This window comes from Mesomycoplasma ovipneumoniae (assembly GCF_024758565.1).
GTDB classification, from domain to species: domain Bacteria; phylum Bacillota_I; class Bacilli_A; order Mycoplasmatales; family Metamycoplasmataceae; genus Mesomycoplasma; species Mesomycoplasma ovipneumoniae_B.
Genome location: NZ_CP079199.1, coordinates 904,440 through 929,611 on the forward strand (window position 1 = coordinate 904,440; position 25,172 = coordinate 929,611).

At 27.8% G+C, this 25,172-nt stretch carries 19 protein-coding genes; 9 read left to right on the forward strand and 10 right to left on the reverse strand.

The genetic code is table 4. The annotated features are described in order from the left end of the window. Positions 1–114 precede the first annotated feature (114 nt). From KW512_RS03310 to KW512_RS03340, 7 genes are all read right to left on the reverse strand, one after another. Positions 115–1,488 (reverse strand): M17 family metallopeptidase, encoded by a 1,374-nt coding sequence (locus KW512_RS03310; protein ID WP_069097849.1) that lies wholly within the window; start codon positions 1,486–1,488, stop codon positions 115–117. Between the two features lie 177 nt (positions 1,489–1,665). Continuing rightward, positions 1,666–2,271, reverse strand: coding sequence for a tRNA (guanosine(46)-N7)-methyltransferase TrmB (gene trmB / locus KW512_RS03315; protein WP_258841379.1), 606 nt, complete (start codon positions 2,269–2,271; stop codon positions 1,666–1,668). A 33-nt stretch (positions 2,272–2,304) separates the two neighbouring features. Then, positions 2,305–3,162: a hypothetical protein gene (locus KW512_RS03320; protein ID WP_258841380.1), complete on the reverse strand. Its 858-nt coding sequence runs from the start codon at positions 3,160–3,162 to the stop codon at positions 2,305–2,307. A 139-nt stretch (positions 3,163–3,301) separates the two neighbouring features. Then, the gene (locus KW512_RS03325; RefSeq protein ID WP_258841381.1) at positions 3,302–4,243 is read right to left on the reverse strand and encodes an aromatic motif membrane protein; all 942 of its coding nucleotides are present in this window, start codon (positions 4,241–4,243) and stop codon (positions 3,302–3,304) included. Further along, the gene (locus KW512_RS03330; RefSeq protein ID WP_258841382.1) at positions 4,230–6,287 is read right to left on the reverse strand and encodes an aromatic motif membrane protein; all 2,058 of its coding nucleotides are present in this window, start codon (positions 6,285–6,287) and stop codon (positions 4,230–4,232) included. Before KW512_RS03330 ends, KW512_RS03325 begins: the two co-directional genes overlap by 14 nt. After that, positions 6,287–7,003: an ABC transporter ATP-binding protein gene (locus KW512_RS03335; protein WP_069099788.1), complete on the reverse strand. Its 717-nt coding sequence runs from the start codon at positions 7,001–7,003 to the stop codon at positions 6,287–6,289. The genes KW512_RS03330 and KW512_RS03335 overlap by 1 nt, the downstream gene beginning before the upstream one ends. Beyond that, a complete protein-coding gene (locus tag KW512_RS03340; RefSeq protein WP_258841383.1) occupies positions 7,003–8,658 on the reverse strand; it encodes an ABC transporter permease in 1,656 nt (551 codons plus the stop codon). The genes KW512_RS03335 and KW512_RS03340 overlap by 1 nt, the downstream gene beginning before the upstream one ends. A 263-nt stretch (positions 8,659–8,921) precedes the next feature. Here KW512_RS03340 and KW512_RS03345 point away from each other — a divergent pair, with 263 nt between their 5' ends. After that, positions 8,922–9,836, forward strand: coding sequence for a lactate dehydrogenase (locus KW512_RS03345; protein WP_258841384.1), 915 nt, complete (start codon positions 8,922–8,924; stop codon positions 9,834–9,836). A gap of 71 nt (positions 9,837–9,907) precedes the next feature. Continuing rightward, a complete protein-coding gene (gene ptsP / locus KW512_RS03350) occupies positions 9,908–11,644 on the forward strand; it encodes a phosphoenolpyruvate--protein phosphotransferase (protein WP_258841385.1) in 1,737 nt (578 codons plus the stop codon). A gap of 912 nt (positions 11,645–12,556) precedes the next feature. On the opposite strand, the gene KW512_RS03355 is transcribed toward ptsP, so the two are convergent. Further along, positions 12,557–13,027, reverse strand: coding sequence for a hypothetical protein (locus KW512_RS03355; RefSeq protein ID WP_258841386.1), 471 nt, complete (start codon positions 13,025–13,027; stop codon positions 12,557–12,559). 93 nt (positions 13,028–13,120) lie between these two features. On the opposite strand from KW512_RS03355, the gene nadE reads away from it, so the two are divergent. After that, positions 13,121–13,861 carry an NAD(+) synthase gene (nadE, locus tag KW512_RS03360; RefSeq protein WP_258841387.1) on the forward strand — a complete coding sequence of 247 codons (741 nt, stop codon included), beginning with the start codon at positions 13,121–13,123 and terminating at the stop codon, positions 13,859–13,861. Continuing rightward, entirely contained in the window at positions 13,862–14,590 is a 729-nt protein-coding gene (locus KW512_RS03365) for a YebC/PmpR family DNA-binding transcriptional regulator (RefSeq protein ID WP_069097839.1), read from the forward strand. An 18-nt stretch (positions 14,591–14,608) separates the two neighbouring features. Here the strand turns inward: KW512_RS03365 and KW512_RS03370 are convergent, their stop codons facing one another. Together KW512_RS03370 and KW512_RS03375 are read right to left on the reverse strand one after the other, a co-directional pair. Next, positions 14,609–16,471: an Mhp366/Mhp367 family surface (lipo)protein gene (locus KW512_RS03370; protein ID WP_258841388.1), complete on the reverse strand. Its 1,863-nt coding sequence runs from the start codon at positions 16,469–16,471 to the stop codon at positions 14,609–14,611. 154 nt (positions 16,472–16,625) lie between these two features. Further along, complete coding sequence (locus tag KW512_RS03375; protein ID WP_258841389.1) at positions 16,626–16,943, reverse strand: DUF3899 domain-containing protein; 318 nt, start codon at positions 16,941–16,943, stop codon at positions 16,626–16,628. Positions 16,944–17,353: 410 nt separating this feature from the next. On the opposite strand from KW512_RS03375, the gene KW512_RS03380 reads away from it, so the two are divergent. The 5 genes from KW512_RS03380 (at position 17,354) to KW512_RS03400 (ending at position 24,708) form a co-directional block, all read left to right on the forward strand. Further along, positions 17,354–18,226 carry an MAGa3780 family membrane protein gene (locus KW512_RS03380; RefSeq protein WP_258841390.1) on the forward strand — a complete coding sequence of 291 codons (873 nt, stop codon included), beginning with the start codon at positions 17,354–17,356 and terminating at the stop codon, positions 18,224–18,226. A gap of 17 nt (positions 18,227–18,243) precedes the next feature. Then, positions 18,244–19,359 (forward strand): tRNA 2-thiouridine(34) synthase MnmA, encoded by a 1,116-nt coding sequence (gene mnmA, locus KW512_RS03385; RefSeq protein WP_258841391.1) that lies wholly within the window; start codon positions 18,244–18,246, stop codon positions 19,357–19,359. A gap of 519 nt (positions 19,360–19,878) precedes the next feature. After that, positions 19,879–21,132, forward strand: a complete 1,254-nt coding sequence (locus KW512_RS03390; protein ID WP_258841392.1) for an IS256 family transposase — start codon at positions 19,879–19,881, stop codon at positions 21,130–21,132. 842 nt (positions 21,133–21,974) lie between these two features. After that, positions 21,975–22,985, forward strand: coding sequence for a hypothetical protein (locus tag KW512_RS03395; protein WP_258841393.1), 1,011 nt, complete (start codon positions 21,975–21,977; stop codon positions 22,983–22,985). Continuing rightward, entirely contained in the window at positions 22,936–24,708 is a 1,773-nt protein-coding gene (locus KW512_RS03400; protein WP_258841394.1) for a hypothetical protein, read from the forward strand. The genes KW512_RS03395 and KW512_RS03400 overlap by 50 nt, the downstream gene beginning before the upstream one ends. The last annotated feature ends 464 nt before the right edge of the window (positions 24,709–25,172 follow it).

Below are 25,172 nucleotides of genomic sequence, written 5' to 3' on the forward strand. Positions count from 1 at the left end.
GGGGTTGTCAGTTTCTAAGCACGAATAATTTAAATTAAAACTATTTTTAACAGTTAAAAAATAATAAAAAAAATAGCAAGCGCTATCTTTTTTAGTGAGATTAATTTAGATTTTTTACTTTGTTAAAATATATTCAACAAGAGTTTTGACCATTACGCCAGTTGGAAGGTTGTGAACAAAGGCGGTTGCGGCAATATCTAAATGAAGAAATGGTTTGTCTTCGACAAATTCAGCAATAAACATTGCAGCAGATGATGAACCAGCTTTACCTGAAAAATCGGTGTTTTTTAGATCTGCTACTTTTGAGTCACGAATATTTTGGGCAAAATCTAAATGTAGTGGCATTCTTCAAATTAATTCACCAGCTTCTTTTGATGCTTCATTGAAACTTTTTCAAAGTTTATCATCATTAGCAAATGCGCCAGTAAAAGTTTCGCCAAGAGCAACACGAATTGCTCCTGTTAGAGTTGCTACTGAAATAATTTCGGTTGCATTTTCTTCACGAATTGCATATGTAATTGCATCTGCTAAAATTAAACGACCTTCGGCATCAGTGTTGTTAATTTCAACAGTTTTACCGTTTTTTGATTTTCAAACAGAATCAGGTGTATTTGCATCACCATTTAGCCGGTTGTCTGTTAGTGGTAAAACGGCAACAACATTAGCTAGAGGATTAAATTTTGAAAGCGCATCAATAGCAGCAGCACAAATTATTGCCCCTGACATGTCGTATTTCATGTCATTCATATACATACCAGTTTTTATATTATATCCACCAGAGTCAAAAGTTATTCCTTTTCCAACAAAAGCGGTTTTATACTGGCTTCCTGGCAATCCTTCATAAGAAATAACAACAAGTTTGGCATCATAAGTTGAGCCACGATTTACAGCCAAAAGTAAATTCATCCCTAATTTACGAATTTCTGACTCGCCAAGAACCTTAACAGTTAATTTAGGGTTTTGTGAAATTTTTTTCTGTATTTCAGCTGCTAAAAACTCAGAAGAGGCAATGTTTGGCGGGATATTTTGGTAATATCGAGCATAATTTACGGCATTATTTATTATTTGGTATTTATTGATTATTGGTTTCAATTCTTCTAAATAACTTGAGACAACTAAAATATCACGATATTTTGCTCGCTGTTTATCATATTCTGCTCTTAGCGAAAAAATATCAGAACGAACAAAAGCAACAACTTCAATTAAATAACGAAGGAAGCTATTTGGAAATTTATCAAAATCAATTTGGATATCTCGTGGGTAACTAGCTAGTTTTTGTGCGATTTTTCGAAATCTTGAAGGTGTAAATTCTTTTGTGCGCGAACCTAAATTAATATATGCTTTATTTTGGCCAAGATATTCAGTGATTGCAAGGTCTTCTTTTAATAGCATTGGGATTTGTGAGTCAAAAAAGACAGGTTCAATTGTTATCCTATTTGATTCGAATTTATTGGAATATTTGACAAAAATTTCTGAAAATTTTTTCATTATAAATATGTGAACCTTACTAAATTAATTGTATATAGCTTAAAAGTTGTATTATAGCAAATTATAGCCTAAAAACTATATTTTTTTTGAAAAAAAATAAATATAAAAAAAGTTATTTTAAATTAATGCACTAATTTAATAAAAAGTAATCTAAAAAATATTAGTAAAAATACTGACTTAATTAAAAGTGGCTTCTAAATACTGTATTTTATAACCTAATCTAACTCATTTTTCTTCATAAGAAGTCAAAACATTTTCGCTATGGCGGGAAGAATTTAACAAATCATTAGTTTGGTAAATTATTTTTCAACCATTTTGTTCTAAAGATTCTAAAGAGTATTGGAAAAATTTTTGATTGTCTGTTTTTAATTTTAAAAGACCGTTTTTTGTTAGTATTTCTTTATAAATATCAAGAAAAAGTTTGTATGTAAGTCTACGCTTATAGTGTTTTTTCTTTGGTCAAGGATCAGGAAAGGTAAGCCATAGCTGGCTTACCTTTCCGTTTAACATTGACAATAAATTTTTTGCATCACATATAATGATAAAAAAATTTTTTAAATTATAAGTATCAACATATTTTAAAGATTTAACAGCAGCTGTGGGAAATTTTTCAACACCTAAAAACTTTTTAGAAGGATTATCAAAGGCAAGTTTTGTAATCATTTGACCTTTGCCCATTCCTACTTCTATTATTCAAGAATCATCAACAAATATTGGATTTTCAACTAGTAAATTATGTTTTTGAATTCTTTCAAGTGCATCTGGAATATTTCTTAGTCGCATATTAAAATAGAAAACTATTTTTAATTATTTTTTTTATGAATGGCAATTGATATCATGTTGTCCACGAATTTCAAAATGCTCATCAACAATTCCGCTCTCAATTTCTTCAATGGTAAATGTAGTATGATGAATGTGTTTTAAATTGTGTAAATCAACAGGAATTTCCATTTCGTGAACAATGTTTAATTGACTTGCTTGAACTTGTTCAGCATTAATCATTTCAATCTGTCTTGCAATATCAAGATTTTCTTCTAAATTAACAACAGGTTCTGGTTCTATTTCTATTTGTGGCTCAACATAAACTGGTTCAGCTGGTGCTTCGTAGTAAGTTGTCTCAAAAACTGGTTCTGGCTCAACATAAATTTCTGGCTCTTCAAAAACAGGTTCTGGTTCTACATATTCCTCAGTTGTTTGAACTTGTAAGTCTAATGGTTCTTCAAAAACAGGTTCTGCTTCAATTGGTGCCACGGTTACTGGTTGTGGTTGTTCAACTGGAGGATTGTCAAATTCGTTTTCTAGTTCAGGGTTATCTTCAACTTCTGTTCCTCAATGGAAAATTTTAACACCTTTTCCATCTCTAAGATCAGCGGTGAAAATCATAATTAAAGTGATTATGTTTCAAAGTGCAGAAAGGCCAAGAATTACACCACCTGTGATTGTTAAAATTTGGACATCTCTTGCAATTTCGTCTTGGGCTGTTGATCCTAAATACATCATTTGCGAAATGAAAATCATTAAAAGACCAACGAGAGTAAATGTAAATCTAATAATTGCTAGACTTATTCTACCCAAATACCAAAAACCAAATCCAAACAAACCAAGAAAAAGCTCATTATAAAATGCGTCGCTTTGCAATAAGCCATCTTTCCTTTTTTTGTCTAAATATGCCATTTTTACTCCTTTTTTTAAAAAATTAGGTATTTTTATATTTCTTGAAAGAATCTAAAAATTAATTTTATCTATCGATTTAAAATTATACATGAAAATAAAAAAAAGCAATAAAAAAATAAATTTTTTTTAATAAACTATCTTATTTTTTCTGAAAATCGACTAGAGTATAATATAAAACATTTCCACCAAGATTTTCTTCAAAAATTAGTTTTTCCACAAGTTGCACGCTAACACCTTCAACGCCGCTTCTGTAGTTTGAAATAATTCTTGCATATTCTTGTAGTGGGAATTTTTCAGTTTTTTGACCTATAAATTTAGGGTAAATTTGAATTCACGGACTTAAAGTGGTTTCTAAACTAAGTATTTTTTGGTCTTTAAGTTGTTTTTTAATAGTTAAATTAAAAATAAAATTATCCTGATTTAGAAGAAACACTTGATAATTTTTGGTTTCAATATTTGTCTCTGGATCAATTTCAGTAGGTGATTTTACAATTGCAATGTCAATAAATTTATTTGAACTAGGTTGATAAAAACTATTTTTTAAAGCTTCATTTCTTAGGCCGATATTTAGTTCATCATTTTGTTGCTGAAATTGGTCGATATTTGCTAGACCGCGAACAAAAACAGCAGAATTCAAATTTTTTAAAAGTCAAAGTCAATTGTTTTCAAACAATTCATTAATACTAAATTTAGCTTTTTCAAACAAAACAGGGTTGGAAGAACCCCTTCCAAAACCACTAATTATTGTATCACTTGGTGAGTTGTTTATTGAGTTATAAAAGCTTAAATTAAAGATTAAATCGTTCAAATAGTTTTCAGAATTAATTGTTAAAATTCGGTTTATTAGTTGCTCTTTTGAATCACTATCTTCATAAATTTTATCTAAAAGCTGATTGATGATACTATTTTCTAAAAAAGGTTGGGCTTTTTCCGGGCTAGAGATATCATTTGTTGCAAATTTTTCGTATTTAGTTTGATAATTAATTTGCTGATTAGACGCTTGAGTGCAACTAGCTAAAAAACCAACTGATAAAAATGTTAATAAATTAACAGAAAATACTAATTTTTTATTTTTTTTCATCTTTTTCCTTAAAAAACATTTGCGCAGGCAAATTATAACGGAATTTTTTTACAAAATCATTTTCAAAATCACGATAAGCTTCCTGAGAAGCATGATAAAGTGCTTGGTGGAAAATTTCGGTAAGAACTTTGGCCGAAATTTTATTTTTTGTTTTAGGAAAATGATATACAAAAGGATTTAGACTTACTTTTGGTTCTGAAGTTGAATAATCAACTCTTAAATTTATTAATGTATTTTGTTTTAATATATAAAGATCTTTATAATTGCTTACAAATCTTGATGTGTCTCCTTCAGAAATTGACTCAAGAAATTTATTTGCATAATAAAAAGGTTCTGTAAGATCTTCTTGGTCTTTAACAAGTTGCTTAAATTCGTCACTATGGGCAACTTTTAGGTTACCGTTTTCATCAAATTGATCGGGAAATGAGTATCATTTATAAAAATCAAGTCTAAGTTTGTCAAGTCTTTCGAGAATAAAAAGTCAATTTGTTTCAACAAAACTCTTATATTCTTGAATTGCGCTCTCAAAATCTGGATTAGTATTAGTTAATTTTTCTTGAATATTTTTTCATTGAGATTCTAATTTTTCAATGTTTTCTTTTGCATAGTAAGAATTGAAAAATTGAACTTTTTTGTTTTCATTGTTTTGTCAAATAGTTTGAAAAATATATTCAAAAACACGGCGATTATTGAATTCCTCAGGCGTTTCATTTTTTATCTTAATATCAAGTTTTTCGTCAATAAATTTAGAATAATCACCTAAAAAAGGCGAATCTTTTTCGGGTAATTGTTCAGATTTAGTGCTAATATCACTACCTTTTTCCAAATCTATTGAATATAAACTGTATTTATGAAATTTATAAGGAGAGTTAAAAGTAGAAATATCAGTGGTGATGTTTGAGAAAAAATTAGCCGCAGTTAGATCATTTTTTTCATTAAAAATTTGATTTTTTACAGTGTTTTCGAGATTTGAGAGATCTTGGTTATATTTTTTTTCAAGTTCAGCAAGTTCTAAACTAGGATCTTGATTTTGATCACCAGGTAGGTCTTGAAAATTTGTGACACTAACGTCTTGAAAATTTGTGGCACTAACGTTTCGTCTGGTTCTTCCAAATGCTCGACGATTGGTACTTTCTAGGAAAGCTTTTTGCTCAGGCGTGCAAAATTGTAAATTTTCAGCACTACAAAAATTTTCTTCGTCCTCTTCATCTTCAGAACCAAGATCTGATTGTTGGCTTTGACTTTTAAATCTAGCAATTTGTTCTTCTAATTCGGCCTTTTTTTCTTCAAAAGCATCGGTTAGATTTTCTCGTGCGCTTTCGAGTTTATCCTTAAAATACTTTTGTTCTTCAGTTTTTACTCAATTTTCGATTGCATTAGCAAAAGAAAAATTATCAGCAATTTGATCTTCAAGCACAAACATATTAAAGTCAAGTTTTGTTTTTAATTCATTATTAGTTTCAAAAGCAGTAAATCTGATAAATTTATTTTTGTCAAAAATCAAATAATAAACACTATTTTTATCAAATTGATCAGCTTCTCTATCAATTTTAACAAAATCAAAATTTTTATTTGAAATTCTGATTTTGTTATCTTTTAGCAAATTTATTTTTTCTTCATCGGCATTTTTAACAAAGCGACCTGTATAAGGATTGAAAATAAAAGATAATTTGTCAATATTTTCTAGTAAAAATAGTCAATTTTTTGATAAATATGAATGAATTGTAAATCGGGAATTTTGGCGTGTTTCTCTATATTCATCTCTTGACATATTAAAATAAGGTCTTGAAAAAATAAGAGAATATTTTAATTCGCTAGTTAATGTTGGTAAATTTAGATTAACTTGGTTTGAAATATAGTCTTGTTTTTGAAGTTCGTTAGTAGAAAAAACTGAATTGACAAATTCTTGAAATTTGGCATTTGTAAGCAAAGATTTGTTCTCGGGTTTTGGTTGAGATTCATAAAAATTATAAATTCCGCTGCAAGAAATAAAGAAAAAAGACGTTGGTAATGTAGCTAAAATTAGTAATTTTTTCTTTAACATTATTTAGTAGTCCCCGTTTTTAATATATATTTTTGGTACATTTTTTGCAAATTTTCCGTTTTTTGACCACAATAGTAAATTTGTCCCTTATTTATTAGTGTTAAACTATCAATCAAAGAATCAATTTCTTGCAAATTATGACTTGAAAGGAAAATTGTTTTTCCTTGTTTGTGTAAAATTTTAATAATTGCTAAAAATTCAGCCCGCGCTGAAGGGTCTAAGTTTGAAAAAGGTTCGTCAAATATTATTAGTTCTGGATCATGAATTAAAGACTGAACAAGCATAATTTTTCGCTTTTGACCTGAAGAAAAGTTAAATGGCTTTAATTTTGCTAAATCTTCAATTTTTAACAGTTTTAAATAATAATCAATTTTTTCCTTTACTAACTTAGAGTTCATTTTTGACATTAGTCCAAATTCATACAAAAATTCGTATGAATTTAGTTCGGGAGGAAAAATTGAATTTTCCGGAACATAACCAATAAATTTTTTTGCTTCTGGCAATTTATTTGAAAAATTATTAATAAGAATTGTTCCTGAAAAATTTTGGTATGCATCGACAATACACTTAATAACAGTTGTTTTTCCAGCTCCGTTTTCACCAATAAAGGCATGAATTGTGTTTTTTTTGACCTTAAAAGTGACATTTTTTGCACCTTTTTCGGATTTAGGATAGATTTTTGTTAAATTTTTAACATCCAAAGCTCAATTTGACATTATTTATAATCCTTTCTAGTATAAATTCGAAAGATAAAATAAACTAAAATTATTGAAATAAATGCTCAAATTAGCGGGTAAAAATTTTTGATTACAACGTGATGATTAGATTTTATTTCCATAATTTGTAAAACTGGTTGGAATAAAAAGTTGTTGCTTTTTGCTAAATTAAATCTTTTTATCACTTTGTTATCAACTAGTCTTTGTTCGGCGCTAAATGAAGAAAATCCGCCGATTTGATAATTTTGTTGGTCAATTTTGACAAAAAATGGAGCTGGATCAAAACTATTTTTGTCATTTTTTAATAAATTATCAAGAACAAAGCTATTTTGTTTATTAAAATAAAGTCAATAAATCAATGAGGTAGCCAAATATATTTTTCTTTGAACTTGGTTTTCAATTTGTGTTATGTCAGGATTTTTCGCAAGAACAACAGTTTGTTCATCAACTAAATCTAAAAGTTCTTTATCAGTTGAAATTGCCGCAGAAATTTTTTCAAGAATATCTTTTTGGGTATTTTCTTCTGTAAAGCTTTCAAAAAATGTGCGCGCGTATTTGTCAAAAACCTTAGATGAAACAACTTCTTTTATTAAATTTCACTTTAATTTACCAACAAGATCAGATGTAAGCCCAAAAGTTTGTGAGTCTTGTGGAAGTATTTTTTCAAAATTGGAAGCATCTTCATTAGCATAAATTATTTCTCGATTTTCAAGATCCTCAAAATGCGAATCATTTTTAAGAGCCCCAGGAACTAAAATTACCTCTTGATTATTTGAAAGTTTGTATCTTTGTAGACTTGGGACTGTTGAGAGAAGATAATTTTTTTCTTTTGATTCTAAATTGTTTGAATAAATGTAATTTTTCAGAAAACTATCCTGATTTCCGGCAGCATTTTCAATTGCATCACGGTCTTTTGGTTCAAAGATATTAATTAATTGATAAGGAATTAATAAATAAGAAGCTACTTGCCAGATTTGGGCTGCAGCTGAAGAATCATTTCATGCTTGTTGAATATAATTTATTTGTCGATCGGTAAAATTAGGGTTGTCAACTTGTTTTGGAATTATAAAAAAACGATCTTGTTTATCATTTAGGTAAAATTTTTCGACATCAGCAATTGTATTTGAATCATAACCTTTATGTTCTAAATTAAGAATTTCAGCAAATCTGTTAATGCTTGAAGTTGAATTAAAAGCTGTTGTTGAACCAATTAAAATAAAAGGTGAAAACGAAAAAATAGCGATAGCAAGCGATGATTTTGAACTAAATTTGTGACTAACAATTACTGTAATTCCACCAAAAATAATAAATGAAAAAAATGGCGATAAAAAACCAAATAATAAAGGAGAGTTAACTTGGTCAAAGAATGAATAATTAATTAAATAAAATCCTATTAATAAAATGTCAATAAAAACTGACCAAATAAGTCCAAAAAATGTTAAAAACAAGATTTTTGTCGCAATAAAATATTGACGAGAATATGGTTTTGTGAAAGTTATTATATCAAGACTTTGAGTTGCTAAATCTTTAAAAATAGATAAAAACATATAGGATGATATAATTATCGTTAATGAAAGATTTATAAAAAGGGTTATAAATGAAAAAAGACTAAAATTTGTCTCAGTTGCGTAAAATTTTGTAATTAAGGACAACATTACTGTTGTTAAAAAAGAAAGAATTATAAAAACATATACTGCTTTCTTTTTAAAACTTAATTTAAATAAAAATTTAAAATATTGATTTGATCTAAAAATGTTTGTTCTGACTTGTAGCAAAACGAACCTCTTCTACTTTTCTACTAATTTATTGTATAATAAAATAGTGAAAATTTAAAATTAGAGTCTAAGCTCGACTGTGTTAAATATTAAAATATTATACCACAAACTAATAAAAAATATTTTTTACAAAAGGATAAAATATGATTATAGCACTTATCGGAGTGACAAACACTAGCGTAAATTTAATTTATAACTTGGTTTTGGCAAAAACAAATGTTGATTTTTTACTAATTGACGAAAATTTTATAAAGACAAATCAAATTATTAAGGAATTAAATCTAATAATAAAACACGGCGGATACAAAAATAAAATATTTTTGGAAGATTATGCGTCCCTGGAAAAAGCCAATATTTTGATAATTGATCCAAATCAAAATTTAGTTCCTGGAATGAGTCTGGTTGATCTTGCGCTTGAAAATTCAGAAAAAATTTATAAAATTGGTTATTTAGTTCGACACTCTAATTTTAACGGAATTGCTTTTGTCTTAGGTTATAACAATTCAATTTTATGTAAAATTTTTAGTTTTGCTAGCGGGCTTATTGGCAAAAAAGTATTTGGAATTGGTCCTAATTTAGAAAACATGCATGCAAATTTATTTCTTAATGGTTTAAATTTAAACATTGCAAAAGATAATGATTTTTTAGTATTAGGCGATCATGGCCATTCATTTTTGATTGATTCCAATATTGAAAAAAACGACACTAACATTGATAAAATCAGCAAAATTGATGATTATGTCAGCCAAACAAACGCTGAAATAATCGAAAATTTAATAAGAAAGACGCCACACAGCCGACTTCTAGGACTAATTATGTCCAAAATTTTGCTTGATATTTTAAATAAGAGTCAAAATTTTCACCTTTTAAATTGCTGAGTTGAATCTTTTTATAATATTAGAGATGATTTTTTTTCTCTGCCTGTAAAAATCGATATTTTTGGACAAGTTAAAATAAAAGATATTAAATTAACTCAAGCAGACCGCGAAAAATTAGTTAAATTTATTTGGGAAAAAAATAAACTTTTAGACTTAACTAATAAGTATTTGAGTCAATAATATTTATTTATTTGCATTTTAGGCAAAATATTTTATAATTTAATTAACTTTTTTAAAACAGGAGGTCTATAATGTCAAAATTTCACTCATATAAATTTAAAGGAATTGGCGCTTCTAGCGGAATATCAATAGCAAAAGTTTTTAAACTTACTGAACAAAAAATTGAAATTAGTGATGCAAAAATAACTGATATTGATGCTGAAATCAAAATTTTTCAAGACGGAGTGCAAAAATCTGTCGAACAAATTGAAAAAATTAAAAAATTAGCAACTAAACTTGCTGAAGAAGAACTTGAAATTCTTGATGCTCATATTTTAATTGCAACTGATCCGGTTTTGGAAGATGACACAATAAATATGATAAAAAGTGGATATTCAGCTGCATATTCCCTAAAAGAAACAGCAAAAAATCATACTAATTTTTTACTTGAAACTGGTGATGAATATTTAATGGGTAGAGCCATTGATATTAAAGATGCTTCACAAAGAATAATAAAAAACATCCTAAATTTGGAAATAATTGATCTTAGCGCAATTGATGAAGATGTAATTATTGTTGCTGATGATTTAAAACCTTCTGACACCGCGCAATTAAATGAATATGTTAAAGGTTTTGCGACAAATATTGGTTCAAAAACATCTCACTCTGCAATAATGGCACGAAGCTTGGAAATTCCGGCAATTTTAGGAATTGGTGATATTCTTGAAAAAGTTGAGCATGGTGATATTTTAGCAATTAATGGTGATCTCGGACAAGGAATTCTTAACCCAAACGAAAGTGAAATTAAAGAATTTGAAATTTTAAAACAAGAATACGAAAATGAAAAAGCAAAACTCCAAGACTATTTAAATAAAGAATCAAAAAGTGCTGACGGAAAAAAAGTTGTAATTGCTGCAAATATTGGTTCAGTTGATGATTCACATGCTGCAAAAAAAGTAAATGCTGATGAAATTGGTCTTTTCCGCTCTGAATTTTTATATATGGACAACCAAAATTGGCCAACTGAGGATGAACAGTTTTTCAGCTATAAAAGTGTACTTGAAACACAAAATCCTAAAAAAGTTGTTGTCAGAACGCTTGATATAGGTGGTGATAAAACCTTAAAATACTTTGATTTTGCAAAAGAAATGAACCCTTTTTTAGGATATCGGGCAATTCGTTTGTCACTTGATAAAACCGATATTTTTAAAACTCAACTTCGGGCATTAGTTCGGGCATCTGAATTTGGAAATTTAGCAATTATGTTTCCAATGGTTGCAACTCTTGATGAATTTTTTGCAGCAAAAGCTATTTTTGAGCAAGTTTATCAAGAAGTTAGTCAAGAAAATCCGAAAGTTGCAAAACGTGAAGATATAAAAATTGGTATTATGATTGAAATTCCAATTTCAGCAATTCATGCTGATCAATTTGCAAAATATGTTGACTTTTTCTCAATAGGAACTAACGATTTAATTCAATATTCCTTTGCTGCTGATCGAATGAATGAAAAAGTTGCCTATTTATACCAAACTTTAAATCCTGGACTTTTAAAATTAATCAAAATGACAATTGATGCAGCTCATAAACACGAAAAATGAGTTGGAATGTGTGGTGAAATGGCCGGTGATATCAATGCTGTTCCACTTTTATTAGGTCTTGGTCTTGATGAATTTTCAGTTTCAACAAGTAGCGTTTTAAAAGTAAAGAAACTAATTTCTGAACTAAATTACGAACAAATGGTTAAAATTGCAAATGAAGCATTGCAATTTGATACCGAAAGTGAAGTAGTAAAATATCTTGAATCTTTAGATTTAATAAGACATAAATAATTTCTAATATTATTCAATCAAAATAAAAAGGTGAAATTTCACCTTTTTATTTTCCTGAGTTTCCCAGTTTGATGCGATAATCTTAAAAAAGTTCCCGGCACTTTTTTAACTTTTTTGACAAACTCAGGAAAAATAACTATCAAAGCAAAAACACTAAATTTTAAATCTAACACTCAGAAAAGAAAAATGTACTTATTAATCAAATAAAGCAAACTAAAAAAGCTATAATTTTGACTTAAAAAGCAAAATTATGAAATTTTTAAACTACTTTTTTAGTTTAAAACACAGGCAAAATCAATTTATGGATAAAACAACAAAAATCATAAAAAATACAACTACTATTTAAACTCAATGTAAATAGAAAACTCGTTTTTACCTACATTGAGCCTAAAAAAATATATGAAGTTTTGAAAGAACAATAATTAAAAGCCCTAATTTGTAGATTTCTAAACGGTCAAATTTAAGGCATTCCATCATATTTAAAAATATAATGGATAATTCATGCTGTCTGATTTTTTTATGATAAAAACATAACTAATTCCTCCCTAATTCAATATCAAAATTTATTAATTTATTCTTAGTGAGAATTATTATAACATAATTTTATTTTTGACCAAGCATTTTTTTTTTTTTTTTCAAAAGGTTAATTTCAAAATAACAAAAATTAACATTTTAGCGTCAAAAAACCCGGATTTACGGTATTTTTGCATATTTATATTCACTAAAAAGTGAATTTTTGCCATCAAACCGGCAAACTCAGGATACCAAAACTGAAGTAGTAAAATATCTTGAATATTTAGATTTAATAAGACATAAATAATTCCCAATATTATTTAATTAAAATAAAAAGGTGAAATTTCACCTTTTTATTTTAATTTTAAAAAAAATTTTTGTCTTATGTATTACAAAAAATTAGTCAAGAGAATCTTCAATAATTTCTTTTTCTGACTTTGAAATAAATGATCTAAGCATAATAAGATAAATTATATTAATTCAACCAAGAAAAATTGCGATAATAGAAAGTACGAAAATTCCCTGAAACTTTGAAACAAGGTGAGGATTTTTTAGGTTCATTCGTCTTGGTAGATCATGTAATTTAAAAGGGGAAATAATTAATAAAATTCAGTAAGCAAGTGATAATAAAAGATAAAAAACACTTGTTACAGTTCCAATCGTGGTTGGTACAAAAAGTGCTGTATAGAGAGCTCTTCCAGTATCTCGTGGGTTGAAGGCAATATCACCTACAGCACCAGTAAATCCAGCAAAAAATACAATAATTACTATAGTCCCTAAAACAAATTTAATTAAACGAACAATTAATAATTTATTTGCTCATGATTTAGTTGATTTTAATAATTGAGCGGCATCGTATTGATACGGCATCTATATCCTCCTAGAAAAATTGTATATTTTATATGAAATTTTATATTAAAAAATTATTTTTGTGCTATAATTATACAAGAAATTATTCTAATTATGAAAAATAAAGAACAAACAAATAATTATATAAATTATATTATAGAATGAATTCGCCAAGAAGTAAAAAAAGCAAATAAAAAAGGCGTGATTTTTGGTATTTCTGGTGGAGTTGACTCTGCACTTGTTGCGTTTTTAGGGAAAAAAGCTTTCCCTAATTCACATTTAGGTCTTATTATGCCGATTCGTGATATGAGCAGCGATAAAACTGATATTGACCAATTAGTCAAAAAATTTGAAATTTCCACTAAGGAAATTAACTTAAGTTCAGCTTTTGAGAACTTAAAAGACTTGTTTAGTCTTAAAAACCAACTGGCAAATTACAATATCCAACCTCGCCTTCGGATGATTAGTTTATATGCTTTTGCCCAAGAATTGGACTATTTAGTTCTTGGAACTGATAATTTTTCCGAAATGTATCTTGGCTATTTTACAAAATACGGTGATGGTGGCGTGGATTTATTGCCAATTGTTAATTTGACAAAAATGGAAGTTTATCAAATTAGTGCGCAAATTGGAATTCCCGAATCAATAATTCAAAAATCCCCAAGCGCAAATCTTTGAGATAACCAAAAAGATGAAGATGAATTAGGATTTACTTATAAAGATTTAGATCTATTTTTTACAGATCCAAATTTAGTTAGTGATCAAGTAAGAGAAAAAATTGAAAAATTACACAATTTAAGCGCCCACAAACGTAATCCAGTGCCAAGACCTGCAAAAAAATTAGGAGATTTTTAAATGGCTGGTCATTCAAAATGAGCTAACATAAAGCACCGAAAAGGTGCCCAAGACGCCCTAAAAGCAAAAATTTTTAACAAATTTTCCAAAGAAATTATGGTCTCAGTAGCAAAAGGCGGACCTGATCCTAATTCTAATCCAGCTTTAAGACTAATTATTTCTAAAGCACGGGCAAAATCAATGCCAAAAGCAAACATTGAAAAAGCAATTGCCAAGGGTCAAGGGGCAACTGGCGAAGGTCAAACTTTTAAAGAAATAATTTATTCTGGAACTTTATCAAACGGAATTAGTGTAATTGTCACAATTTTGACTGATAATGTTAATCGATCAGTTTCTTCACTTCAAGCGCTTTTCCGCCGTGCAAATGGGCAAATTGGAAAACAAAACTCAATCCCTTATTTATTTGAACAAAAAGGTTATCTTGAAATTGACAAAACTGATCAATTAAATGGCGATGATCTTATGATGTTTGTTCTTGAAAATGGTGGTGATGATTTTCAAGAAGATGAAGAAAGTTACTTGATTTATTGTGAACCGCGGGCAATTCAGGACTTAAAATCAGCGATTGAAAACAATTTTAGTGTAAATTTTAGCGCTGTTGAAATTAGTTATTTCCCTAATTCTTGAGTTGAACTTAATCAAGAAAGTACTGAAAAAATACTAAATCAAATTGATAATTTTCTTGAAGATGATGATATTCAAAATGTTTATCACAATTTAAAAGTTTAGAAAAAATTTTTTAAAATTTTATTTTTTATCATAATAAAATTTTTTAATTTCTGATACTAAATCGATTTTATCATTACGAAATAAAATTCCTGTAGTCATATGTGATGTTAAATTATTTTGGTCATAATAAAGATTTTTTTGATTTTTTGTTACGGTAATTAACTGATTCATGAAAATTAATTCGCCATTTGTGTTATAAACACCAGAACCAGAAGCACCAGGACCGTTTGTTACAAAAAAATTAGGGGCACCGTTTTTAATATAAACGCCTTTAAACATATTTTTTGAAAATGCAAACTGAGGTCAAAAGCCACCAATTTTAGTTGTATAGTCAATTTCGCCGTCTTTTCATGATTTTTCACTAATTTTTAGCGGTGGAAACTGTTGAACATGATCTCAGAAATTAGAAAATATTTTAAATTGACTATCAAATCTAGTGATATCGTTTTCAATGGTTTCACCATTTGAATAACGAAATGATGATAAAAGCCATCTTTTATGCTCTTGGTAAAAATCAAATATACCTTTAATATCTTCTCTAAATTTAGCATGGTTAAAGTAAAATATTGCTACATCTTTGCCAAAATTATCAAATTTTTGTTCTTCTCGAAAATATCTTTTGTGCAAATCAATGTTAAATTTGGTTAATTTTTCTTGCGTAATTGGGTCAATATAAATTAACTGACTTCTTGGAATTCGATCATGTCTTGTCCTTAATTCTTGAACTTGTCTATCATATTCAGTTTTTATTCAAAATAAACTTAATATTCCAGAACTAGCCAAAGAACCAAGACTGTTAACCTTATCATTATAATAAAAACGCATTAAAGGAAAGGCCATAGTTTCTCAAAATGGTTTTTTATTAATATATAGAACATGATTATTTGTTAAAAAAGCACTTTCACCTTCGTGAGAATCAAGCAATATAGCTGTTCCGGTTGAAAATCTTACATTTCTCTGGAAAATATCTTTGTATCTTTGATCTGAATAGTCAAGCGATCTAAAACCAAAATAATCTGGTTTAAAATAGTTTCATCGGAAACGAGGATTTAAGTAACCGAAATTAGTTTGCTTTACATTTTCGTTTTCAGAAACACTACCTGTATTTATTTTATCAAGTAGATAAATATTCAAGTTTTCATTTTTTTCGCCAAGAAAATGTTTGTCATTTTCTTGTTTTATGACATTTGATTTTATGATAAAAGGTTGATATGAAAAAGTATTAGCTGGAACTCTATAATTTAAATCAAATCCGATTTGTTGTGCGGACTTGTTGTCATAATCACTTAGTTTCGAAATATCTAACTTATCATTTATTATCGGTATTTTTTTAATAGGTAAATCTTCAACAAGTTGGTTTATTTCTGATCTTACCACCGGATTTTGTTCAAGTATAGGCTCAAGTTTAGGTTCAATTTTGGGCTCAGGTTTTGGTTTAGGCTTTGGCTTTGGTTGATTTGATTTGACTAAAGATTTTAAAGAAAAAAGATTCAAATTTTCAATTTGAGCTTTATCTAAAAACGGGTTTTGAATTGTTGATATTGATGAATTTGCTAAATTATGATTATTTTTAGGAGCATAATTTTCAACGACATCATTATTATTTTCATTGGTTAATGACAAATCATTATTTAAATCATTTATAGTTTTGATATTTCCAATTGGGCTCAAATTTTCATCAATTTGCACCAAATCATTGTTTGGAGTTCCTAATTTTGGTAAAATTTGATTTTTTGAGTCATTTTTTTCAGTAATGACTTGATTTTTAGCACTTTCATCATTATTTTTTCTATGCTGCAAAGGTATAACATTAGCGCATGAAACTATAAAAAAATTAACAAAAAGCAAAGGAGCTAAAGATTTGAAAAATTTAGATTTCATAACTAAACCACCCTTCTCCTTATTTTGATAATTAATTTTATAATATATAAATTATAACAAAAAACGCATTCAAAAAATAAATATTATTATATTTTATGCTAAGGCAAGATTATTCAATATTTAGTTAAAAATGATTAAAAAATATTTTAAGTTTTTAAGAGTTAATAATTAGAAACGGTAAACTGATAATTAAAAGCACAAAACCAACAACAAATCCCAGAAAAATTGGCAGAATAGATAGTTCTTTTTGTTTTTGCTTAACAAAATTATAATCAATTTTTGGACTAACAGGTTTAAATCCTCGTTTTTCTAACATCCTATTTTGGGATTGAATTCGCCATTTATGGTAGGAAACTGAAAAACTACTAAATAAACCAAGTCTTAACACCGTTGCAAGAACTGAAATTGAAATTGATAAAAGTCCCAAAATTGAAACTATATCATATCAAACTTTTTTTTGAACAAAGGCCATGACAAAACCAATGGCAGCTAAAAATAACGCTCAAAGAATCAAAGCCAAAATTGAACGTTTCTGGATTTGCCGTCTGAAAATAGCACTGAAAAAAAACGAGAAAATAAACTTCATAATAAACCGTCGAATTCAAGTAAAATAATTTTAAATATATTATATACTAAAAATTTATTTTTTTATTTTTAAACGGTTAATAGATAAATTATTTTTTTGCCATCTTTTATTACAATGACTCTACCATTTTAATTTTAGCAGTCAGTCTTTTAGAAAATACTGAATAAAATTATACATTTTATACATTCATAGTTTAAACAATAACAAATTTTATAATTTCATAATATGCTAAAAAATTATAAAAATTTTTAACTATTTTTTAGTAATTATAATATAATTTTATGTATTATTTAGTCATGATAGAAAATAACGATACTTACCTAGCAACAAAATTTGATCATTTTTCCAATTGAAAAAAAGAACGAAAGATTTCATTAATTTTTTCCTTACTAATTCTTTCAATTACAATTTCGCTAATCGGGTATTCGATGATTAAAAACCATAGCGAATTTGTTCTTGACAAATATTATTTTATAAGTTTTACTAATTATTTCCAAAATTTTAGTGCCTTTTTTTACTTAACTTACCAGTCAAACCTAATTTATGGAATTACCTTATTTACTTTTGTCCTTAATGCAACTCAACGAAAATTTCAAATTTTATTTGTTTTTACAGTAATTTTAACAATTGTTTTAATTGTTTTTTGAACTGTATTGGCTTGAAATTTAAATATGACCTGATCAGTCTTGGCAACAACATCAACTGTCCATTTTTTTCATCCAGTTTTTGCAATATTTGTGCTTTTTTGGTATCGAAAACAATTTTCAGTTAGTAAATTAGGTTTAGGTTTTGGGGTTATTTATTCAGTTTGTTATTATATTTTTTGTGTGCTTCTGTATTTTTTCACACTCAGACAATGAGTTGCGCCTGAAATTCAAAAAGTCGGAACTCAAGAGATAAAAAATATGGTATTTTTTTACACAGGTTTAACTATTTATCCATTTATAAATTTTTTACATCCATTTTTTTATTCAGGAGGTAACCACTCAGTCGTAATTTTTTTAAACTTGTTAATGGCTTCTTCAGTAGTTTTTCTTCCATATATGATTTCACTTTTTTATATTAATATTTTTGGAATTAAAGCAACAAATTGGCGTTTAACCCGAGAAATAAAGTCTATTTCTAAACGTTTAAAAACATTTTTCTGAGTACCTAAAGCAAAAAAATAGGAGTAATTTGTTAAAAAGTGGCTAAAATTGTTGTTGGTCTATCTGGTGGCGTTGATTCTGCAGTTAGTGCATACCTTCTAAAAAAACAAGGGCATGAAGTTATTTGTGTCTTTATGAGAAATTGAGATTCTGACCTTAACAATGATTTTTTAGGTCAGAAAAATTTAGCTGACAATCATATTTGTCCACAAGAGCAAGATTGGCAAGATGCAAAAAAAGTTGCAGAGCAACTAAATTTGCCAATTTTCCGAGTAGATTTTGTAAAACAATATTGAGATGAAGTTTTTAGCGATCTAATTCAAAAATATAAATCCGGTTTAACTCCAAATCCTGACATTTTGTGTAACAAAAACATAAAATTCAAACATTTTCTTGATTATGCAATTAATGTTCATCAAGCCGATTTTATTGCAATGGGTCACTATGCAAAAACAAAAAACGGAAAATTATTTACTCCAAAAGACAAAAATAAGGATCAAACTTATTTTTTAGGGCAACTTTCAAAAGATCAGCTAAAAAAAACAATTTTTCCGCTTGGAGATTATTTAAAAACTGAAGTTAGAGAAATTGCCAAAAATTTAGAGCTAATGAATGCAACAAAAAAAGACTCAACCGGAATTTGCTTCATTGGTGAACGAAAATTTACTGATTTTCTCCAAAATTATATTCCTGCTCAACCCGGTCCAATTGTCGATATTAGCACAAATGAAATTATCGGAAAACATATTGGAATTATGTATTTTACAATCGGACAGCGAAAAGGTTTTGGTCTAAGCGGAATGAATGAACCTTATTTTGTTGTTGGCCACAATCTTAAAGAAAAAATTTTGTACGCGGCTCCTTCAAGCCAAAAAATTTGACTTGAATCAAATGAGCTTTTAGCAATTAATGCTAATTTTTTGACAGAAAATTTTCCCCTTGAAAATTTAAAGGCCAAATTTCGATACCGCCAAGAATCTGTTGATGTTAATATTAAAATAATTGACCAAAATTCTTTTTATGTTTATTATCAAAATTATAGTGCAGTAACACCTGGTCAACAAGTTGTGATTTATTTTGAAGATCAAGTTGTTTTAGCTGGTGAAATATCACTTATTTTTCGTGATGGTAAAAAACTTGATTATTTAGGTTAAAAAATCCCGAGTTTGACAGTTTGATGAGATAATCTTTAAAAAATCTGGTTTTGGGCGCTTTTTTAACTTTTTTGGCAAAAGTTAATTACCTATTTTAAAACACTTGCAAAAATCAATTTATTGATAAAATGACAAAAATCATAAAAAATACAACTACTATTTAAACTCAATGCAAATAGAAAACTCGTTTTTATTTGTAATGAGCCTAAAAAAATATATGAAGTTTTGAAAGAACAATAATTAAAAGCCATAAATTTATAGATTTCTAAACAGTTAAATTTAAGCAATCCATCATATTTAAAAATATAATGGAAAAATCGCATTTTCTGATTTTTTTATGGCAAAAAACATAACTAATCCCCCCTTAATTCAATATCGATAATTTATTAATTTATTCTTAAGTGATGTTTATTATAACATAATTTTATTTTAAACCAAACATTTTTGGTAATGTTAAATATTTTGTGTTTTTAAAGTAAATTTATTTTTTTGATAAAATTTATCATAAAGGACCAAAATATGAAAAAACAGCAAAAAACATTATCCCCATTTGAGTTAGAAGCTAAAAAAATTGTTGACAAATACGCTGATTATAAAAAATTAAAAAAAGAAGATTTTCACAACGAAATTTCGCATATGTTTAAAACTTTTACTGAAGCGCTCTTAAGGGCGGAATTAAGCCAACATTTAGGCTATGAAAAAAGCAACCGAAGCAAAAAAGGCGTGCATAAACCGAATAAGCGAAACGGATTTTCGGACAAAACTGTGAATTATAATCATAATAGTTTTCGTCTAAAAATACCAAGAGATCGAAATGGCACTTTTGAGAACAAATTGCTCGGTAAATACGAAACAAGTTTAGCTGATATCGAAGAACAAGTGTTTTCACTTTTTGCATCAGGAATGTCATATGAAAATATTGTTAACACAATAAAAAGTATCTATAAAAAAGAAGTAAGTAATGCCTGAATTTCTTCAGTTACTAACAAATTATTGCCTGAAATTGAAAAGTGAAAATCGCAAAAAATTGAGAAATCCTATCCAATTTTGTACATTGATGGGATGTTTTTTAATGTTAAAGAAAACGGTATTTTTGTCAAAAAATCACTTTATCTTATTCTTGCAATTGATTGGGACGGAAATAAAAAAGCACTGGGATTTTGGATTAAAAATACCGAATCAGCAAGTAATTGACTTGATGTTTTTAGCGAACTAAAAACTCGCGGGCTGGAAGATGTTCTAATAATTTCTTGCGATAATCTAAGCGGAATTAGTCAAGCAATTGAAGCGGTTTTCCCGCAAGCAGATATTCAAAAATGTGTTGTTCACCAAATTAGAAACTCGCTTTTAAAAGTTTCTAACAAAGACAAAAAAGAGTTTGTCCTTGATATGAAAAAGATTTATCAAGCGCCTAATCAAGAATTTGCAATGCAAAATCTTGATAAATTTGCGGAAAAATGAGGTCAAAAATATCCTTCAATTATCAAGTCTTGGTATACAAATTTCGTTGAATTAACGACATTTTTTAAATATCCATATGAATTGAGGCAAGCAATTTATACGACAAATTCAATTGAATCAATGAATAGAATAATTAGGAAAAATACAAAAACAAAAGGCGGAATTCAAAGTGTAAATTACCTTTCAAAAATAACTTATTTAACTCTCCAAAACGCATCTACAAAATGACAAAAGGTAAGAAATTGATTCATGATTAAAAAACAATTAGAAATTATTTTTCCTAATCGGTTAAATGATGTAAAATTAAATTAGATTTCAATTTAAAAAAAATCCATAAAAATTTAAAACACAAGATTATGAACACTCCCACATTTTTTTTTTTTTTTTGCAAAAGGTTAATTTCAAAATAATAAAATTAAGATTTTAACCTCAAAAACGCGAATTTACGGCTATTTTTGCATATTTGTATTCACTAAAAAATGAATTTTTGCCATCAAACTGGGCAACTCAGAAAAATATACCTGAATTTTAGTGCAGTTTATTTTTAGCAATTGATTAACATAATAACTTATTCTTTTAAAAAACAATTTTTTTAGGCATTTTTCCTAAAAAGTTTTTTAATATATGTTAAAATTTTAATACAAAAAATTATCGAAAAAAGGAAAGAACATGAAAAAAAGTTAAAGTTTTTTAAGTTTATTACTAATATTTTCGCTTTCACTTCGCTGACACTAAGCGTTTTTGGTCCACTTTGACATTTTCAAAATACAAAAACCTATTCAGACTTTAAACTTGAAACACGAGATATAAATCTATTAAATTCAAAAAAACCGGTAAATTTTGATGATTTAGTCCAAATTATTTCAGCAAAAAACCAACAAAATTCGCTTGTTATTAATGCAAATATTAAAAATGCCAAAACACATCTAAACAAAACAAATACTAATTCAGACTATCCTAATCTAGATGATATTGAAATTCAAATTAATCAAGAAGGTGAGGTAATTTTAAATAGTGCTTCACTTGAATTTGTTAACAAAAAAGCTGAAATCTATTTTGAAGAAGGCGTACCAAAACTAAAATTAGAAGGTTATGTTTTTGACTTTAGAGAGCTTCAAAAACAAACACGGGTTGAAAAAACCTTCTTTTTCCTCTTGCCTTTTATTCCATTTATTTCAAATGCTGTCGCAGCTGCCATTGCCGCAGTAGCAGTTTCGACAGCTGCTGCGGTAGCTGTCGAAACTTTTCCAAAGGTTGTTGATGATGTAGGTAGATGATTTGGGAACCGTGAAAGTTACTATACGCCAGCTGATTATAGCCCTGTTCATACGCCAGCTGATAATAACCCTATTACTTGAAGAACTGAAAGCTCAATTGTGGTTGACTTAGATAAATTACCAAAAGCAAAAGGTGAGCCTAGCATTAAAGAAATAGCAAATACAGCAACTTTAGAACTTTCTATTGTAAAAGCAAAAGAAAAGGAAAAATTAAAACAATATACTGGAATCCATCCTGCCTGATTTTTTAATTTTCACAGTGAAAAGTTAGAACCTCATTTTGTTATTAGTAAACAAGCAATTCCAGAACCTGCAGCCTGACTTTTAGCGGTTGGAAGTTTGCTGGCCCAATCAGAATTAACCAAAATTATTATTAAAAACTTGTTGCCTAGTTCACTAAATGATAAAATGGATGAAAAAGACCGTGAAAATATGGATAAGAAACTAAATTCACCTATTGATTTTTATTCATATAATAGATCAGTTATGGAAAATTTGGCTGAAAAAACAAAATATACAGCAAATTTGATAGTGAGAAATAGATGATCATGAGATCCAACTAATAATTTAAATAAAGATATCGGTTTTACTAAAGATCACTTTGTTGTTGGAGAAGGTCTAGCTAGTGATGCTATTGATTGAACTGACCCTAAAAATGTGTTTGATATTGATGATACAAGTAAAGATAAAGATAAAAATCAAAATATACCATCATACATAAAAATATATTTTCCCAGTTATCATGTAAGGAGAGCGAGAATGATAAAGGGAAAATTCGATAAGAAGGAATTTATACTAAGAGAAAAAATGTTAAATGTTGAAAAGGTGCATTTTTTATATGGAGAAGCGATTAGATTTAGTAACCAAGGCAAAAAAACAATTAATTAAACTAAAATATATAGAAATTAATATTAAAAGTCGCTGTTCAATTCCAAACATGATTGAGGACGATGTTGATTTATCGTTTGATTGTAAATATGATGATTTTCCATTTCCAATTTTTTTATACAATTACCTTTGCAACGGCTTCAATCCTAATCCAATTGAAAGAATTATTAGTTTAAATTATAAACAAGAAGATTATGTTTATAATTTAAAACTAGAAGATATCCCAAAAAGTGCGTTTTTTTCCAAAAAACTCAATAATTTTCATTTTTATAATGATATTAGGTGTTTAATTGGCGGTTGAGCAAACATTGAATATTGTGAAAAAAATGGAAAAGAAAATCTTCGTCTTATCTCTGAACTTTATTCTTCATGTGATTCATACGATGGTAAAGGTTTTGAAGAGGTTGTTGTTGTCTTTGAAAACTTTGATGATATTGTAAAATGCGAATTTTCAATCTCTTATCCGGCTATTTTTTGAAAAATATTTAAATCAAAAACCGAATTAAAGGAAATTGAAGCTTTAATTATTAAGGAAATTCTGGAAAGTGTTCCTTATGCAAAGCCAAAAAATTTAGCAAATTACCATGAAAAAATCTTTGATTTTTTATCAAATAGATATGAATATGGCGCAGAGTTTGTAGATATAAATAAAGCATATTTAGGACAAAATGTAGAAAATATCTACAATTTGTTATTAAAAGAGAATTATAATTTTGGTGAAAAAACCCAAATCGAACCAATTCAAAATGTATTTACTTTTGAAACTTATGAAAATTTGCTTAAAAAATTTGATAAATACGGGATTAAAAAGCTTAATTTAAACATTGAAAATCGTGATAAATTTATTCTTAGTTGATTTGATAAATTTGGTCCAGAATATCGAAAGTATTGCATCAAACTTTTTGCTAAAGTTGGCCAAATTTATTATGATCATGCGAATAATTGGACAAACAAAATTGAATTAATCTACTTGTTGCAAATTTTATTTGGTCCAAAATATTGAATTGAAGATCTAGATTTTTATTATCCTGATGAACCTGATTTTCTTATTCTGCCAAGCTGAGCAAAATTAAAACCTGAAAATTTCGAAATTTTTTACCTTGGTGGACAAGAATATGGCCTTTTTGATGAAATAATTTCCCAATTTGACTCAAAAAAGCCAGTTTTTTGATTTCAACCTTATTACAAGTCCGCCTATGGGGATGGCGATGCATGAATTTTGCCAATTGCATTGAAAAATTTCATTTTATTGTATGTTGATGGTCAAAAAATTTATTACTGATTTGGACATTCAAATTTATATGATGATATTTATCAAGGTAAATACGAAATTTTAAAATATTATTTCAAACAAAAATTGGTCAAACTTGAACAAGATATTTTTTTGCGTGATGGCAATGATCCGGCCTTCTTCGTTTCTAGATCACCAAGGCAAATTGATTTAGATAAAAATGTGATTGAATCATCTATGGAAGAATTAATTTTATATCGGGATGCGTTGAATAAATATCTAAAAGAAATAGACCATGAATTTGGGTTTTTTAGACACTTTATAGAAAATACTAATTTATATAGCCAACAAGAAAAAGAATTAATTTTACAACAACACCTTCTCTTTTCTTGAGATAATGATGATAGAACAGAATATTATAATGAAATTGCAAGAGTAGATTTTCGCGGTTATAAAAGCAAAAAATATTTTGAGATAGAAGGTGAATCGTAGATCTTTTGGTTAATTAACAAATTTAAAGATAAAAGATTCAAGTTAACTTTTAAAATTCTTAACTTGTTTTTCATTTTTATCTATTTAAAAATAGCAATTTTGTCAGTTGAATTTATGTTTACTTGCAAAAATGTGCCTCCCGAGTTTCCCAGTTTGATGAGGGCGATTTTTGAATATCATTTGCTAGTTTGAAGTGTTAAATTCAACCCTCTGTCTTAATTTTTGCTAGTGTTTTAACTTAAAAAGCAAAATTATGAATTTTTAAACTACCTTTTTTAGCTTAAAACACTGACAAAAACCATAAAAAAATACAACTGCTATTTAAACTCAATGTAAATAGAAAACTCGTTTCTATTTAAGTTGAGCCTAAAAAAATATGTGAAGTTTTGAAAGAACAATAATTAAAAGCCTTAAATTTGAAGATTTCTAAACAGTTAAATTTAAGGCATTCCATCATATTTAAA